Annotated in this window: 17 protein-coding genes; 14 read left to right on the forward strand and 3 right to left on the reverse strand. The window is 67.8% G+C overall.

Annotation, left to right across the window (positions count from 1 at the left end; all coding sequences use genetic code 11):
* The first annotated feature begins 76 nt into the window (after nucleotides 1-76).
* The 12 genes from C0R46_RS13310 to C0R46_RS13365 all read left to right on the forward strand — a co-directional run bounded on the left by C0R46_RS13310 (nucleotide 77) and on the right by C0R46_RS13365 (nucleotide 12,408).
* Nucleotides 77-1,225: a molybdopterin-binding domain-containing protein gene (locus tag C0R46_RS13310; protein ID WP_102960130.1), complete on the forward strand. Its 1,149-nt coding sequence runs from the start codon at nucleotides 77-79 to the stop codon at nucleotides 1,223-1,225.
* A complete protein-coding gene (locus C0R46_RS13315) occupies nucleotides 1,225-2,865 on the forward strand; it encodes a formylmethanofuran dehydrogenase subunit A (RefSeq protein WP_102960131.1) in 1,641 nt (546 codons plus the stop codon). The genes C0R46_RS13310 and C0R46_RS13315 overlap by 1 nt, the downstream gene beginning before the upstream one ends.
* Nucleotides 2,853-3,761 (forward strand): formylmethanofuran--tetrahydromethanopterin N-formyltransferase, encoded by a 909-nt coding sequence (gene fhcD, locus C0R46_RS13320; RefSeq protein WP_102960132.1) that lies wholly within the window; start codon nucleotides 2,853-2,855, stop codon nucleotides 3,759-3,761. The genes C0R46_RS13315 and fhcD overlap by 13 nt, the downstream gene beginning before the upstream one ends.
* Nucleotides 3,758-4,570, forward strand: a complete 813-nt coding sequence (locus tag C0R46_RS13325) for a formylmethanofuran dehydrogenase subunit C (protein WP_102960133.1) — start codon at nucleotides 3,758-3,760, stop codon at nucleotides 4,568-4,570. Before fhcD ends, C0R46_RS13325 begins: the two co-directional genes overlap by 4 nt.
* A gap of 159 nt (nucleotides 4,571-4,729) precedes the next feature.
* Nucleotides 4,730-4,939, forward strand: a complete 210-nt coding sequence (locus tag C0R46_RS13330; RefSeq protein ID WP_102960134.1) for a hypothetical protein — start codon at nucleotides 4,730-4,732, stop codon at nucleotides 4,937-4,939.
* A 336-nt stretch (nucleotides 4,940-5,275) separates the two neighbouring features.
* Nucleotides 5,276-6,580, forward strand: coding sequence for an urea ABC transporter substrate-binding protein (gene urtA, locus C0R46_RS13335; protein WP_102960135.1), 1,305 nt, complete (start codon nucleotides 5,276-5,278; stop codon nucleotides 6,578-6,580).
* 96 nt (nucleotides 6,581-6,676) lie between these two features.
* Nucleotides 6,677-8,311 carry an urea ABC transporter permease subunit UrtB gene (gene urtB / locus C0R46_RS13340; RefSeq protein ID WP_102960136.1) on the forward strand — a complete coding sequence of 545 codons (1,635 nt, stop codon included), beginning with the start codon at nucleotides 6,677-6,679 and terminating at the stop codon, nucleotides 8,309-8,311.
* The gene (urtC, locus tag C0R46_RS13345) at nucleotides 8,308-9,513 is read left to right on the forward strand and encodes an urea ABC transporter permease subunit UrtC (RefSeq protein WP_102960137.1); all 1,206 of its coding nucleotides are present in this window, start codon (nucleotides 8,308-8,310) and stop codon (nucleotides 9,511-9,513) included. Before urtB ends, urtC begins: the two co-directional genes overlap by 4 nt.
* A gap of 11 nt (nucleotides 9,514-9,524) precedes the next feature.
* On the forward strand, nucleotides 9,525-10,409 hold the full coding sequence (urtD, locus tag C0R46_RS13350) for an urea ABC transporter ATP-binding protein UrtD (protein ID WP_102960265.1): 885 nt from the start codon (nucleotides 9,525-9,527) through the stop codon (nucleotides 10,407-10,409).
* Between the two features lie 43 nt (nucleotides 10,410-10,452).
* Nucleotides 10,453-11,148: an urea ABC transporter ATP-binding subunit UrtE gene (gene urtE / locus C0R46_RS13355; protein ID WP_102960138.1), complete on the forward strand. Its 696-nt coding sequence runs from the start codon at nucleotides 10,453-10,455 to the stop codon at nucleotides 11,146-11,148.
* Nucleotides 11,149-11,288: 140 nt separating this feature from the next.
* Nucleotides 11,289-12,083 carry an urease accessory protein UreD gene (locus tag C0R46_RS13360; RefSeq protein ID WP_245413574.1) on the forward strand — a complete coding sequence of 265 codons (795 nt, stop codon included), beginning with the start codon at nucleotides 11,289-11,291 and terminating at the stop codon, nucleotides 12,081-12,083.
* Nucleotides 12,084-12,105: 22 nt separating this feature from the next.
* Entirely contained in the window at nucleotides 12,106-12,408 is a 303-nt protein-coding gene (locus tag C0R46_RS13365) for an urease subunit gamma (RefSeq protein ID WP_102960139.1), read from the forward strand.
* Nucleotides 12,409-12,528: 120 nt separating this feature from the next.
* Here C0R46_RS13365 and C0R46_RS13370 read toward each other — a convergent pair whose 3' ends face one another.
* Nucleotides 12,529-12,774 (reverse strand): hypothetical protein, encoded by a 246-nt coding sequence (locus C0R46_RS13370; protein ID WP_102960140.1) that lies wholly within the window; start codon nucleotides 12,772-12,774, stop codon nucleotides 12,529-12,531.
* A 372-nt stretch (nucleotides 12,775-13,146) separates the two neighbouring features.
* On the opposite strand from C0R46_RS13370, the gene C0R46_RS13375 reads away from it, so the two are divergent.
* A complete protein-coding gene (locus C0R46_RS13375; protein WP_102960141.1) occupies nucleotides 13,147-13,740 on the forward strand; it encodes a HupE/UreJ family protein in 594 nt (197 codons plus the stop codon).
* 2 nt (nucleotides 13,741-13,742) lie between these two features.
* Nucleotides 13,743-14,048, forward strand: coding sequence for an urease subunit beta (locus C0R46_RS13380; RefSeq protein WP_102960142.1), 306 nt, complete (start codon nucleotides 13,743-13,745; stop codon nucleotides 14,046-14,048).
* A gap of 170 nt (nucleotides 14,049-14,218) precedes the next feature.
* Here the strand turns inward: C0R46_RS13380 and C0R46_RS13385 are convergent, their stop codons facing one another.
* Together C0R46_RS13385 and C0R46_RS13390 are read right to left on the reverse strand one after the other, a co-directional pair.
* Nucleotides 14,219-14,932, reverse strand: a complete 714-nt coding sequence (locus C0R46_RS13385; protein ID WP_102960143.1) for a hypothetical protein — start codon at nucleotides 14,930-14,932, stop codon at nucleotides 14,219-14,221.
* A 148-nt stretch (nucleotides 14,933-15,080) separates the two neighbouring features.
* The gene (locus tag C0R46_RS13390) at nucleotides 15,081-15,524 is read right to left on the reverse strand and encodes a hypothetical protein (RefSeq protein WP_102960144.1); all 444 of its coding nucleotides are present in this window, start codon (nucleotides 15,522-15,524) and stop codon (nucleotides 15,081-15,083) included.
* Between the last annotated feature and the right edge of the window lie 66 nt (nucleotides 15,525-15,590).

Consider the following 15,590-nt stretch of genomic DNA (forward strand, 5'->3'; position numbering starts at 1 on the left):
AGCCTTGTAACACGATGCATTTGCGCTCGTCGCAGCGTCGGTTAGACTGACACCGGGCATCAGAAAGAAGCGATTCTTGAGCACAGCGTGGATCGAGGGGAGGTCCGCCTCCTTCGAGGAGGCCGTCGCCGCAGCGTCCGATGCCATCCGTTCCAGCCGTCTGCCGGTCGTCACCGGCCTTGCGAGCGATGTCGCCGGCATCAAGGCGGCAATCCGTCTGGCGCAAGGGGCGGGGGCCGTGCTCGACCATGGCGCGTCGCAGGCCCTTCAGGCGCATATGTCGGCCTTGACCGAGCACGGGATGATCCTCGGGGCTCCAGCGGAGGTGCGCCGCCGTGCCGATCGGGTGCTGGTGATCGGCCGCGGCGCGTTTGACGGCGCGCCGGAGCTGCCGTCCTTCCTGTTCTCGCATCAGCCGGATCTCGGCCGCGCTGCCCGCGACGAGGCAGCCGGGCGGCGCGTTCTCTGGCTCGGCGCGCCCGACGTGCTGCCGGCCTTCCCGAACGAGGTTTCGGTGGAGGCCGTCCGCTGCCCGGATGAGGCGCTGCCGGCGATTGCCGCCGCCATCCGTGCGGCGCTCGGCGATCGCCGTTTCGGCGAGACTGCGATCGGCACCGCCAAGGTGCGGGAGATCGCGGAGTGGCTCGGCGGGGCAGAGTTCGGCTGCGCCATCTGGTCCTGCGAGGAGCTGGACGCGCTCGACGTCGAGACGCTGGCGGGGCTGGTCGTGGACCTCAACCGGACGACGCGCTTCACCAGCCTGTCGCGCACGGGGCCCGGCCAGGCCTATGGCGCGGCGCAGATCGCCGCGGCCGCGACGGGCCTGCCGCTGCGCACCGGCTTCGGCCGGGGCTTTGCCGAGCATGATCCGCTGGTCAACGACGCCCGTCGCCTCGTCCAGGCGGGCGAGACCGATCTCGTCGTCTATCTCTCGGCGCTCGCCGATTTCGAGACGGAAATACCGGACTGGACGGGCGAGGTGCCGGTGATTGCGCTCGTGCCGGACCCGTCAGCATGCAGCCCGACACCGCGCGTCGCCTTCGCCGTGGCGACCGCCGGACGCGATCATGACGGCGTGCTCTTTGAGGAGCGGATGGCGAGCTTTGCGCCTTTCACTGCGGAGGCCGGCGCCCGCACTGGCATGGAGCTGCCCTCGGCGGCGCGCGTGCTGACGGCGATCGCCGAGGCTCTCGGTGCTCCCGCAGCGGCGGAGGAGGCGGCCTGATGCTGACGGTCTTGCGCGGCGGCCATGTCGTCGATCCCGCCAATGGCGTCGACGGGATTCAGGATGTCTTTGTCGAGGACGGCGTCATCGTCGCGGCGCCCGCCGACGGCCGCCCGGCGGACGAGACGGTGGACTGCACAGGCCTTGTCGTCATGGCGGGTGCGATCGACATCCACTCCCACATCGCCGGCGGCAACGTGAACACGGCCCGCCTGCTCTTGCCTGAGTTCCACAAAGCCTTCCAGGCCCGGCCGAAGAAGACGCCTCTCGACCAGGTCGGCTGGACGACGGAGGAGACAGGCCTGCGCTACGCGGCGATGGGCTTCACCACCGTGGTGGAGCCGGCAACCAATCCGGCTTCGGCGCTGCATGCGCATCTAGAACTCGCGGATATTCCGATCATCGACAAGGCAACGCTCGTCGTGCTCGGCAATGACGACTTCCTCCTGTCGATGATCCGCGACGGCGAGTCGCCGCAGATGGTCCAGGACTATGTCGCCTGGACGCTGGGCGCCTCCCGTTCGCTCGGCATCAAGTGCATCAATGGCGGTGGCTCGGCGGCATTCAAGGAAAATGTCCGCTCCTTCTCCTTCGACGACGTCGTGCCGTCCTATGGTGTGACCTCGCGCGCGATCGTGAAGACGCTGCAGGGCGCGGTGACGGCGCTTGGCGTGCCGCATCCCCTGCATGTCCACTGCAACGACCTCGGCCTGCCCGGCAAATGCGCGGACGCGGCGACCGCAACGATCCAGGCTGCCGAAGGCGTGCCGCTGCATCTCGCCCATCTGCAGTTCTACGGCTACGGGCGGGAAGGGGAGCGCGCCTTCTCCTCGCAAGGGGCGCAGCTCGCCGAACTCGTCAACCGCACGCCGGAGGTCACCGTCGATATCGGCCAGGTGATGTTCGGGCAGACGGTGACGATCTCCTCCGACGAGCTCAACCAGTTCACCATCCGCCCGGCCGGCAGCCCGAAGAAGTCGGTGATCATCGACGGCGAGGCGAATGGCGGCGGCGTCGTGCCGATGAACTTCAAGCGCTCCAGCTACTATCATGCGCTGCAATGGGCGGTGGGGCTGGAGCTGTTCCTCCTGATCGAGGACCCGGCGCGGGTCTTCTTCACCACCGACCATCCGAACGGCGCGCCCTTCACCGCCTATCCCGACATCTTCGCGCTGCTGATGAGCCGCGACGTGCGGCAGGCCTGGATCGAGACGCTGCCGAAGGCGGCGCTGGCGATGACGACGCTGGAGGCGATCGACCGCGAATATACGCTGAACGAGATTGCGGTGATGACGCGTGCGGCGCCGGCCCGCCTGCTCGGCACCGCCGACCGCGGCCATCTCGGCGCCGGGGGCATTGCCGACATCGCGGTCTACCGGCCGGATGACGACAAGGCCGAGATGTTCGCGCGCGCCGCTTACGTCTTCAAGGACGGGGACCTCGTGGTGAAGGACGGCCATGTGGTGAAGCGCCGCTACGGCCGGGCGCTGACGGTGCAGCCCGATGCCGATCCCGCCATGGGGCGGCGCCTCGATCGCTGGTTCGACGATCGCTATGGCCTGCCCGCCCGCTGGTTCGAGGTGCCGGACGGGGCGCTCGGCCGTGATGATCCGTTCAAGGTGATGCCATGCCGGAGCTGACCCGAAACGGCATCGTCATCGACGACACGTTTGCCGAAGCGTTCCCAATGCGTGGCACGGCGATCGTCGTGACGGCGGTCAACGAGCACTGGGCGATGGAAGCGGCGCGCTCCTTCACCGGGTTCGCGACCTCGGTGATCGCCTGCGGCTGCGAGGCCGCCATCGCACGGGTGCTGTCGCCGAACGAGACGCCTGACGGCCGGCCCGGCGTGCGCATCCTGATCTTCGCGATGAGCACGGACGGACTCGCCAAGCAGCTCGCGACGCGGCTCGGCCAGTGCATCCTGACCAGCCCGTCCTCGGCCTGCTACGCCGATCTCGACAGCGACACGAAGATCGATCTCGGTTCGGCGATCCGCTACTTCGCCGATGGCTGGCAGATCTCCAAGAAGTTCGGCGGCAAGCACTACTGGCGCATGCCGGTGATGGAGGGCGAATTCCTCTGCGAGGCGCGCACGGGCGTCACCAAGGAGGCGGTCGGCGGCGGCAATCTCCTGTTCCTGGCGGGCAGCGCCAGCCAGGCCATGGCGGCAGCGGAAGCGGCGGTGCGGGCGATCCGCAAGGTGCCGGACGTGATCCTGCCCTTTCCCGGCGGCGTCGTGCGCTCCGGCTCCAAGGTCGGAGGCAAGTACAAGGGTATGATGGCCTCCACCAACGACGCCTTCTGCCCGACGCTGAAGGGCGTCACCAACTCCGCGCTTGGCCCCGATATCGGCTCGGTGCTGGAGATCGTCATCGATGGGCTGACCTATGCCGCGGTCGCCGACGCCATGCGCGTCGGCCTGAAGGCGGTCGTTGATCTCGGGCCCCAGGAAGGGGCCCTGCGGGTGACCGCCGGCAACTATGGCGGCAAGCTCGGGCCCCATCATTTCCACTTGAAGGACCTCGCGCCATGAGCGGCCTGACCTTCACCCTGAAGGCCGAGCCAAACCAGCGGCTCGACCTTTCGAGCCTGGTGCCGGGGCGGCTCGACGGCCTGTCGGAGATGGCCATTGCAGTGCTGCCGATCGGCACCACGAAGGAGCTACTCGTCGTCGGCGATCTCTTCGACATCGCGCTAGGTGACACCGCCTCGATCCGGCTCGAGGGCGGATCCGAGCGCTTCGACCGGGTGGGTGAGGGGCTTTCCGCAGGCGCCGTCCATGTCGAAGGCGACGTCGGCTTTCGGGCCGGTCGCGCCATGACCGGCGGCACGTTGACGATCGCAGGCTCGGCCGGCCCGCATGCGGGCTCCGGCATGAGCGGCGGGACGATCACCATTGCCGGCGATGCCGGGGAACGCCTCGGGGGTCCGCTTGCCGGCGAGATGGCCGGCATGAGCGGCGGGCTCATCCGCGTCCTCGGCAGCGCTGGTCCGCGCGCCGGCGACAAGCTGCGGCGCGGCACCATCCTCGTCGCGGGCGATGCCGGCGAGCATGCCGGCAGCCGGATGATCGCCGGCACGCTCGTCGTCGGCGGTCGCGCCGGACCTGGCGCCGGCCGGCTGATGAAGCGCGGCACGCTGGTTCTCGCGGGAGGCGCGGATGGCCTTTCGCCGACCTTCCTCGACAACGGTCCGGCCGACCTTCTGATCCTCGGGCTGATGGCCAAGGCGTTTTCGGGTTCGGCCATCGGCATGCCGCTCATCACCGGCGCGCCGATGCGCCGCTACGGTGGCGATACGGCCGTGCTCGGCAAGGGCGAGGTCTTCGTCCCGCTCGCGTGAGCATGGATTTCGCTCCGCCTCGGAGCGCTTTCAGACACTCGTCGGGCTGGAAAAACATCCACCCGGCTAGCGGCTGCGCATCCAAATCCCCGCTCCGGCCGTAATTCGTTCAGTGCGCGGCATCGGGCCCTGCACGTCACGAGGATGGATGCCGGACCCATGATGATCGACCTGATCCTGACAGTCTGCATGCTGTCGCAGCCGGAGACCTGTAAGGAGCAGCGGCTGACTTTCGAAAGCCGCGGCTCGCTGAACCAATGCATGATGCTGGCCATGCCCTATGTCGCGAACTGGGCGGGCGAGCACCCCCTCTGGCACGTCAAGGAATGGCACTGCGACTGGCCGGAGAAGCGCAAGGACGCGATCTGAGCTCCTCGGCTTCACGCCTGCACGCCTGCACGCCTGCAAGGCGAACCACTCGGCGCCGTCGGACGTTTGAAGGGGCGGTTGCGAAGACGCAAATTGCAGCACACGCCGAAGCTGCGCTGCATATTTATTGTGCAGTCTCAGTCCTGCCGCTTCAATCACCTGCTGCGTCAGTCGAGCGCCGCGTCGCCCTGCAGTATCCGAGCGCCTGTCCGGCCAACCCTCTCATGAGCTCAGTCGCAGTTGGCGCCGGCCGGAGCCAAACTGGCACGAGGCTTGCGAAGCCTTCAGCGAAGCCCGCCGGTCATCGAAGCGGGCAGGTTCAGCTGGAGAGAGCACATGAGGTCAGGCTTCCACGGGTTCTGCAGCGCTGCGGCGCTGGTTGCCGCCCTGTCCACCGGGGGCGCCGCCCTCGCGCAGGACGCCTCGGGCGATACGATCAAGGTCGGCATCCTCCACTCCCTGTCGGGCACGATGGCGATCTCGGAGACGACCCTGAAGGACGCCATGCTCATGCTCATCGACGAGCAGAACAAGAAGGGCGGTCTCCTCGGCAAGAAGCTCGAGCCGGTCGTGGTCGATCCGGCTTCCGACTGGCCGCTCTTTGCGGAGAAGGCGCGCGAGCTGATCAGCCAGCAGAAGGTCGCAGCGACCTTCGGTTGCTGGACCTCGGTGTCGCGCAAGTCCGTGCTGCCGGTGTTCAAGGAGCTGAACTCGATCCTCTTCTACCCCGTGCAGTACGAGGGCGAGGAATCAGAGCGCAACGTCTTCTACACGGGCGCCGCGCCGAACCAGCAGGCGATCCCGGCCGTCGACTACCTGATGAACGAGGGCGTCGAGCGCTGGGTGCTCGAGGGTACCGACTACGTCTACCCGCGCACCACCAACAAGATCCTCGAGGCCTATCTCAAGGCCAAGGGCGTCGCTGCGGAGGACATCAAGGTCAACTACACGCCGTTCGGCTTCTCCGACTGGCAGACCGAGGTCTCCGCGATTAAGGAATTCGGCGCCGGCGGCAAGAAGACCGCGGTCGTCTCGACCGTCAACGGCGATGCCAATGTGCCCTTCTACAAGGAACTCGCCAACCAGGGCATTTCGGCCGAAGACACGCCGGTCGTCGCCTTCTCCGTTGGCGAGGAGGAACTGGCCGGCATCGACACCAAGCCGTTGGTCGGGCACCTCGCGGCCTGGAACTACTTCCAGTCGGTCGACAACCCGGCCAATGCCGAGTTCATCGCCAAGTGGAAGGCCTTCACCAAGAACGACAAGCGCGTCACCAACGATCCGATGGAAGCCCACTATATCGGCTTCAACATGTGGGTGAAGGCGGTCGAGGCGGCCGGCACGACCGATCCTGACAAGGTAATCGACGCAATGGTCGGCGTGTCCGTGCCGAACCTCACCGGCGGCTACTCCTCGATGGGCGCGAACCACCACATCACCAAGCCGGTGCTGATCGGCGAGATCCAGGACGACGGCCAGTTCGAGGTCGTTTACGAGACTCCCGGCCTCGTTCTTGGCGACGAGTGGTCGGACTACCTCCCGGAGTCGAAGCCGCTGATCGCTGATTGGCGGGCGCCGATGTCCTGCGGCAATTTCAACACCGAAACCGGCAAGTGCGGAGGCGCCGGCGCCTCCAACTAACGCTTCATGGCGCGACGTCCTCCCAAGACGCGCCCGCGGGGCGGTGCTTCGGTGCCGCCCCGCCCTCCCGGCGAAACCGATGCGGCGGCTCCATCGATGCTGACACTGCCCTGCCGGCTCCTGACGCTGGCGTTCCTGGCCCTCCTTGCCTGTTTGGGCAGCGGCGCTGCTGCCTTCGCGCAGGCCGGCGACCCCGCGCAGATCGTCCAGAAGTTCGGCGGCAAGACGAGCTTCGAGGCGACGGAAGCCACGGTGAAGGAGCTCGCCGCGACCGGCGATCCGGCCGTCGCGAGGGCGCTGAATGCGCTCGCCGAGGGCCAGCTCTACTATCGCAAATCCGACAACCGCGTCTTCATCGCCTCCGGAGGCGGCGATCCGCTGACCCTCCTCGATCCACTGAGCGGGGACCCCGCGGGTGAGGAGCCGAGCGGCAATCTCGCCAAGGTCAAGATCAAGAACTCCATTCGCCGCACGGTCAGCGATGCCCTGGGCTCCCTGACGCTGGCCTCGCCCGATCCGGCCAAGCGCCTTGCCGCCGCCAATACCTTGTTCGCCGGGGCGACGCCTGAGCAGATCGAGACGCTCGACGCGGCCATCGCAGGCGAGCAACTGCCCGACATCCGCGCCCGGCTGGAGCAGGCGCGCGCCGCGGCGGTGCTGAAGTCCGATCGCCCCGAAGCCGAGAAGCTTGCTGCCATCGAGCTGCTCGGGTCGCGCGGCGACCGCGAGGCGCTGGTCGTGCTGACGGCCGCCTCCGCCGGCAGTGCCGAGGCGGCGGTGAAAGCGGCTGCCGCCAAGGCTGCCGGCGCTATCGAAGAGACCATCGCCTTCTGGGCCTATGCGCAGAACGTCTGGTACGGCCTGTCGCTCGGCTCGGTGCTGCTGCTCGCCGCCATCGGCCTTGCCATCACCTTCGGCGTCATGGGCGTCATCAACATGGCGCATGGCGAGATGGTGATGCTCGGCGCCTACACGACCTTCGCGGTGCAGGAGACGATCCGCGCCGAGGCGCCCAGCCTCTTCGCCTGGTCGCTGGCCATCGCGCTGCCGCTGGCCTTCCTTGTCTCGGCCTTTGTCGGGCTCGTCATCGAGCGCGGTATCATCCGCTTCCTCTACGGCCGCCCGCTGGAAACGCTGCTTGCCACCTTCGGCGTGTCGCTGATCCTGCAGCAGGGCGTGCGCACCATCTTCGGCCCCACCAACCGGCAGGTCGGCAACCCCGACTGGATGTCTGGCGCCTTCGAGGTGGGGCTGATGTCGGTGACCTGGAACCGCCTCTGGATCATCGTCTTCGCGCTGATCGTCTTTGCCGCGCTTCTCCTGGTGCTTGGGCGCACGTCGCTCGGCCTGCAGATGCGGGCGGTGACGCAGAACCGGCGCATGGCGTCGGCCATGGGCATCCGCACGCCGTGGATCGACGCGATGACCTTCGCGCTCGGCTCGGGTATCGCAGGCGTTGCCGGCGTCGCACTCAGCCAGATCGACAATGTCTCGCCCAATCTCGGGCAGGGCTACATCATCGATTCCTTCATGGTCGTGGTGTTCGGCGGGGTCGGCAATCTATGGGGCACGCTGGTCGGCGCAATGAGCCTCGGCATCCTCAACAAGTTTCTGGAGCCCTTTGCCGGTGCGGTGCTCGGCAAGATCGTGGTGCTGGTCCTGCTCATCCTGTTCATCCAGAAACGCCCCCGTGGCCTGTTCGCCCAAAAGGGGAGGTTCGTGGAAGCATGATGCTCGGCAGACTTCTTGGGCCCCGCGTCTGGCTGCTCGTCGCCGCGCTGCTCGCTGCGGCCATCCTGGTGCCGATGGCCAATCTGTGGCTGCCGGCGGACAGCCCGCTCCATGTGCCGAGCTATATGGTGCCGCTGTTTGGCAAATATCTCTGCTACGCTCTGCTGGCGCTGGCGCTCGATCTCGTCTGGGGCTTCGTCGGCATCCTGTCGCTCGGCCACGGCGCCTTCTTCGCGCTCGGCGGCTATGCGATGGGCATGTATCTGATGCGCCAGATCGGCTCGCGCGGCGTCTACGGCAATCCGGTGCTGCCGGACTTCATGGTCTTCCTCAACTGGGACCGGCTGCCGTGGTTCTGGCACGGCTTCGACCAGTTCTGGTTTGCCGCCCTGATGGTGGTGCTGGTGCCGGGCCTGCTCGCCTTCGTCTTTGGCTACTTCGCCTTCCGATCCCGCGTCACCGGCGTCTATCTCTCCATCATCACGCAGGCGATGACCTACGCGCTGCTGCTGGCCTTCTTCCGCAATGACATGGGCTTTGGCGGCAATAACGGCCTCACCGACTTCAAGGAGCTGCTCGGTTTTTCGATCGCCAGCCAGGGCACGCGGGCCGGGCTCTTCGCCGCCACCTGCATCGCGCTGGCGCTCGGCGTCCTCCTCGTCGGCGGCGTGACGCGCTCCAAGCTCGGCAAGCTGATGATCGCCGTGCGCGACGCGGAGAGCCGCACGCGATTCCTCGGCTGGCGGGCCGAGCATGTGAAGCTCTTCGCCTTCACCGTCTCCGCTGTCATGGCGGGCATTGCCGGCGCGCTCTACGTGCCGCAGGTCGGCATCATCAATCCCGGCGAGTTCGCGCCGGTGAACTCCATCGAGGTGGTCGTCTGGGCCGCGGTCGGCGGGCGCGGCACCATCCTCGGCCCGGTGCTCGGGGCGCTCCTCGTCAATGCGGGCAAGAGCTACTTCACCGTCGCCGCGCCCGAGTTCTGGCTGTTCGTGCTCGGCGGCCTCTTCGTGGTGGTGACGCTGTTTCTGCCGCGCGGCATCGTTGGGACGATCGACCACGGCTGGAACGCCCTGCGTGACCGGAGGCGCTCGCTCAGCGCCGAGGACGGCACCGGGGCGCCGCCGCAGCTGCCGCCGCAGAGCCCGGCCGCCGACCGCACGAGCATGCCGGACGGCGCGCTGCCGAGCCCGGCGGAGTGAGCGCGATGACGATGGAATCGGCTCAGACGATCGCCGGCCCGGTGCCGGCCTCCGCTGCCAGTGATGTGTCGCTTGCCCGCGCCGTCGTCTCGCCGCACCCTTACGCGACGCAGCGCGCTGCCGAACTGGCCGCCAAGGCTGCGACGGTGAGCCCGCGCCGCGACACGCTGCTCTACCTCAACGGCGTCACCAAGAGCTTCGACGGCTTCAAGGCGATCAACAACCTCTCGCTGGTCGTCGCCAAGGGCGAGATGCGCGCGATCATCGGCCCGAACGGCGCCGGCAAAACCACGATGATGGACATCATCACCGGCAAGACCCGGCCGGACACGGGCGAGGTCTACTACCGCGGCGACGTCGACCTGACCGCCCATGACGAGGCGTCGATCGCCGCGATGGGGATCGGGCGCAAGTTCCAGAAGCCGACCGTCTTCGAGAGCCAGACGGTGGAGGACAATCTGCGCCTGTCGCTCGCCGGCAGCCGGTCGATCTTCGCCGCCCTGTTCCATCGCAAGGATGAGAGCGAGCGCGACGCGATCGGCCGCATCCTTGCCACAACCCGCCTCACGGAAAAGCGCCGCACGCTCGCTGCCGACCTCAGCCACGGGCAGAAACAGTGGCTGGAGATCGGCATGCTGCTGGCGCAGGACCCCGAGCTGCTCCTCGTCGACGAGCCGGTCGCCGGCATGACCGACGCCGAAACGGCCGAGACGGCACGGCTCCTGCGCGAGATCGCCCAGACGCGCTCGGTCGTCGTCGTGGAACACGATATGCACTTCGTGCGTGAGCTCGGCGTCAAGGTCACCTGCCTGCACGAGGGCAGTGTGCTGTCCGAAGGCTCGCTCGACGCCGTCAGTGCCGATCCGCGCGTCATCGAGGTCTATCTCGGCCGATGATCGCGACCTCGTTTTGCCGCACCACCAGGAGGGAAGCCGGCCAATGCTGAGCGTCTCGAATGTCGATCTCTATTATGGTGCGGCACAGGCGCTGCGGGGCGTCTCGCTAACCGCCGCGAAGGGCGAGATCACCTGCGTCCTCGGGCGCAACGGCGTCGGCAAGACCAGCCTTCTGCGGGCGGTCGTCGGGCACCAGCCGATCCGCCGCGGCGAAATCGCACTCGATGGCGAAACGCTCGGTCGCGAGGCGCCTTACGCCCGTGCCCGCCGCGGCATCGGCTTCGTGCCGCAGGGCCGCGAGATCTTTCCCCTCCTGACGGTGAAGGAGAACCTGCAGACCGGCTTTGCGCCGCTGAAGGGCTCCGAGCGCAGCATACCCGACCATGTGTTCGAGCTCTTCCCGGTGCTGAAGGACATGCTCGGCCGGCGCGGCGGCGATCTCTCCGGCGGGCAGCAGCAGCAGCTCGCCATCGGCCGAGCGCTGGTGACGCGGCCGCAGCTCCTCGTCCTCGACGAGCCGACCGAGGGCATCCAGCCTTCGATCATCAAGGACATCGGCCGCGCCATCCGGTTTCTCAAGGAGCAGTCCGGCCTCGCAATCCTCCTCGTCGAACAGTATCTCGACTTCTGCCGCGAGCTCGCCGACAAGGTCTACATCATGGACCGCGGCGAGGTCGTGTTCGAGGGCGTGGCCGCCGATCTCGATCGGCCCGAGGTGCGGCGGCATCTGACGGTCTGAGACGTGCCGCGCCGGCTCGTCCTGCCATGCTGACCGGAGCGGATTTCCTCACCATGCATCCGAATGTCGTTCCGGCCGGTCCTTTCGCGAGTGGAGCCTCCAGCACCCGGGCTGAACCGTGGAGTGAGGCCGATGCGGCCGTGCCTCTGCAGCGCGCCCGCGGCGAGGCGAGGGCAGAGGTGCGGCCGGTTGGCGGCCGTACGCGGCTCGCCCGGCTGCACCAGGCCGGTTGCCTGAAGCTGCGCTTTCCCCGGCTGCCGCATGGCGGTGCCGAGGCGGTGCTGATCAACACCTCCGGCGGGCTCACCGGCGGCGACCGACTGGCGCAGCGTTTTCAGGTGGAGAGCGGCGCAGCGCTCACCGTGACGACACAGGCCTGCGAGCGCGTCTACCGCGCAAGCTCGGGAAGGGCGGAGGTCGCGACGAAGGCGAGGGTCGGGCCCGGCGCCGGCTTCGCCTGGCTGCCGCAGGAGACCATCCTCTTCGACGGCGGAGCCCTGCAGCGAAGCCTTGAGATCGATTGCGCGACAACGTCGCGGCTGCTTCTCGTCGAAAGCGTCATCCTCGGCCGGGAGGCGATGGGAGAGACGGTCCTGACCGGCAGCTTGCGCGATCGCTGGCGCATCCGCCGCGACGGCCGGCTCGTCTTTGCGGACGATCTGCGGTTGGAGGGTGCCGTCAGCGCTCTCGCCGGGCACGGCGCCAGTCTTTCCGGTAACCGCGCCTTCGCAACGATCCTGGTGCAAGCGCCCGAGGCCGAGGCGCGGCTGGACCCGCTGCGGGCGACTGTCGGTAACAGAGGCGGCGCGACGATGGTCGACGGTCTTCTGATAGCACGGCTCGTCGCGCCGGACGGATTCTCGCTGCGCAAGCGGCTGATCCCGGCGCTCACCGCTCTGGCGGTGGAGCCGCTGCCGCTTGTATGGTCGCTCTGACAGAGAGAATGAGGATTTCGACATGCAGCTGACGCCGCGGGAAAAGGACAAGCTTCTGATCGCCATGGCGGCCGAGGTGGCGCGCAAGCGCCTTGGCCGTGGCGTCAAGCTCAATCACCCCGAGGCGATCGCGCTGATCACCGACTTCGTGGTGGAAGGCGCGCGGGATGGGCGCAGCGTTGCCGACCTGATGGAGGCCGGCGCGCATGTGATCTCACGGGATCAGGTGATGGAGGGCATCGCCGAGATGATCCCCGACGTCCAGGTCGAGGCGACATTTCCTGACGGCACCAAGCTCGTGACGGTGCACGAGCCGATCCGGTAGGCGCCTGCCGGCGGTCTTGTCGCCCGGCGGAGGTGCTCTCATCACTTAAGTGATGAGAGCCTGCAGTTCAGGATGAGACGCTGGTTCGATCGGCGATGAGCTCTGTACGATCCCGGCGGTTCAGTCCTGCGGCTCCATGTCGAGACCGGCGATCCGCTCGTTCGACGTCGAGGCGCTGCCGGCGCTCTGCACCGGCGTGCCGATGAAGCGGTAGGTCTTGTCGACGATCGAGTAGTAGGCCGGGCTCTGGACGCCCGCGAGCGTCACCGTGCGCACGATGTTGGGTGCGGCGACGCCGGCCGGAATGGCGGTGGCGATGACGGCGGCGCAGGCGAGAGTGCCGAGCGCGATGTGCGAAACGGTCATTGTCCTCAAGTCCGATGGCTGCTGGTGCCGCGGATGGATTCGCATGGCGGCCGTTTCGGCTCTGTCCCTACGGTCCTGTTTCCGCGTCGTTTGACGCTTTCCCTGTCGTCTGGAGCCACCCTAAGGCGGCACCTCTTACCAGAAATGCTCCAGACGCCGCTTTGTTTCACCAGCGTTACCCGTGCGTTAGAGGCGCATGAGGCGTGTAGGAGCGGCTTAACCAGCGCGGTCCTTTCGCAGGATGGCTTTGACAGGCTGCGTCCGCTCTTCCATGATCGTGAGGCTTAGCGGCGCTTCGGCGTCGTCTGCGCACCCATCGGCGCGACCCAATCCGGGGCGCCTCAGGTCGACCGCTTCAGGGACTTAACATTGATGATCCGACGTCTTTCGCTCACCGCCATCGCCCTTGCCGCTGCAACGGCTCCGGCCTTCGCCCATCTCGATCCGGCCGCGCACGGCTCGTTCATGGCCGGCCTGTCGCATCCGCTGTTCGGCCTGGACCATATCCTTGCCATGGTGACCGTGGGTCTCTGGGCGGCGATGATCGGCGGTCGCGCCGTCTGGATCGTGCCAAGCGCCTTCGTGGCGACGATGATGGTTGGCTTCGGCGCCGCCTTGGTCGGCATGCCGCTGCCTTTGGTGGAGCCGGTGATCCTCGCCTCCGTCGTCGCGCTCGGCCTGTTGGTCGCCACCGCGGCACGCCTGCCCGTGCCGGCCTGCTCAGCCATCGTCGGCGCCTTTGCGCTGTTCCATGGCCACGCCCACGGCACCGAGCTGGGTCTGGCAGGCGCTGCTTCCTACGGCGCCGGCTTCGCTGCGGCGACGACGCTCCTGCACCTTGCCGGCATCGGGCTTGGCCTCGCGCTCGCTTCGGGTCTCGGCTTCGGCAAGAGCGCCGGCACGGCGGCGTCGCGCCTCGTCGGCGCCGGCACGGCGGTTGCCGGTCTCGCCCTGATGGTCGGCTGACCATGATTCCCGGCGAGGTGATCACGGCGGCTGGCGAGATCGTTCTCAACGAGGGCCAGCCGGTCATCGTGCTGGAGGTTGCCAATACCGGCGACCGTCCGGTGCAGGTCGGCAGCCACTATCACTTCGCCGAAACCAACCCGGCGCTGACCTTCGATCGTGAGGCGGCGCGGGGCCTCAGACTCGACATCGCCGCGGGTACGGCGGTGCGCTTCGAACCGGGACAGCGCCGCGAGGTGCGGCTGGTGCCGATGCAAGGCGGGCGCACCATCTATGGCTTCAACGCCAAGGTGATGGGCGCGCTTTAGGCGGGCGAACGCTTTGCCGGCACGGGCGGGTCCGGCCCGCAGTGTTCCGCAAAAGCGGAATGCCTACACCTGATACAGGCTGCCAGAAGCAGACTCATCGAGAACTAAGGTGCAGCGGCACGGCTCGCTTTGGCCGCGCCGGATCGTGCTGAGTTGGTGCTCGAAAGCCGTCAGTCGCCGTTCATCCGCGGCGTCGCGCTCGGGTCGGCCTCCAGCGCATTGCGGATGGAGCCGAGATCAACGCCTATGCGGGGTTCGGGGATGCGGTACTCCGCTTCCGAGCCGGCGCCCGATGTCGCCTGGCCGGGTGAGCTCAAGGTGCCGCTTGCGCTCCCGGCTCCCGTGCCCCCCAGCGTCGTGGCCGCACCGACATCGCCCGTCCTGGCCACAGCATCGGCATTGACCGAGTTCACCGACGTCGCGCCTTGCGTGGCGTTCAACTGGTCGTCGGTCGATTCGATGCTGCTGGTGCCAGTTCCGGATGAGCCGGATGAACCTGCGGTGCCGTTGACGCTCGTGCCGTTGCTGTCGATGCCGGCGCCGCTCGTCTGCGAGCCGGCCGAACTGCCGGAAACGCCGGTGCCGGACGCCGTGCCTGAGAGGCCGGAGGCGCCGCTCGCCGTGCCGGAGACACTGCCTTCGCCCGGGCTGATCGGACGCGGTGTCATCATGCCGCCCTGCTGTCCGGCACCGGTCGATCCGGTGCTGCCGCCTCCGACAGAGGGCGACGAGACGCCGCCGCTGCTGCCGGCGCTAACACCGCCTGCCGCGCCGCCGGATCCGCCACTACCACCGCCAACGCCTCCGCCCGTCTGAGCGAGGGCCGATGTGGCAAGGAGAAGCGCCAGAGAAGCGGCGCCGCCGATGAGCTTGAGTGGGGTCACTGGGCATCCTCCTGATCTCGGCCAGCGCTGGCGGAGGCCTCGTCTGCCGACCTTACCATCTATCAACCACCTGCTGTCGATGACGTTCCTTCTGCGGGGGAATGCCGGCCGATTATCGGCCCGGAGTCACGCCGTGGCTCCGTGCAGGCTACTTCTTGCGCTTGTTCGGCACGATGACGGCGCGCGGACCGCCGAAGGCGCTGCCGCGGGTGACCGAACTGCGGCCGATGGCGGTCGGCCCGCCGCGTGCGAAAGCGCCGGCATTGACGGCGTTGAGATCCGACCGACCCTCCGTCGCCCGCAGCTCCGACGGCACGTCTCTGTCGCGCCCGACATTCGGGATGCGCGGCGTCAGGTAGCTGTTGTCGTAGTCGCGGCCGTAGGTGCGTTCCTCGACCGTGTCTCCAAAGACGTCGGCGTTCGGAATGCCGCGGGTCCGGCGATGCGGCACCGGCGCGATCCGCGCGCCTGACATGGAGGAGCCGACGGGCGTTCCCGCCGGGCCGGGATCGAAAGGCTGTGCCTGCGACGGGGCGGCCGACAGGGCGGTCACCGCAGCAAGAAGGGCTGAAAGGACCATCGATCGCGGCATGCTGGACCTCCGTGGTGGCTCGCCGAAGCGCCGAGACACGAGCGCCGGCGGCAGCGATCGTACTGA

The sequence above is a fragment of the Mangrovicella endophytica genome, assembly GCF_002893625.1.
Taxonomy (GTDB): Bacteria; Pseudomonadota; Alphaproteobacteria; order Rhizobiales; family Rhizobiaceae; genus Mangrovicella; species Mangrovicella endophytica.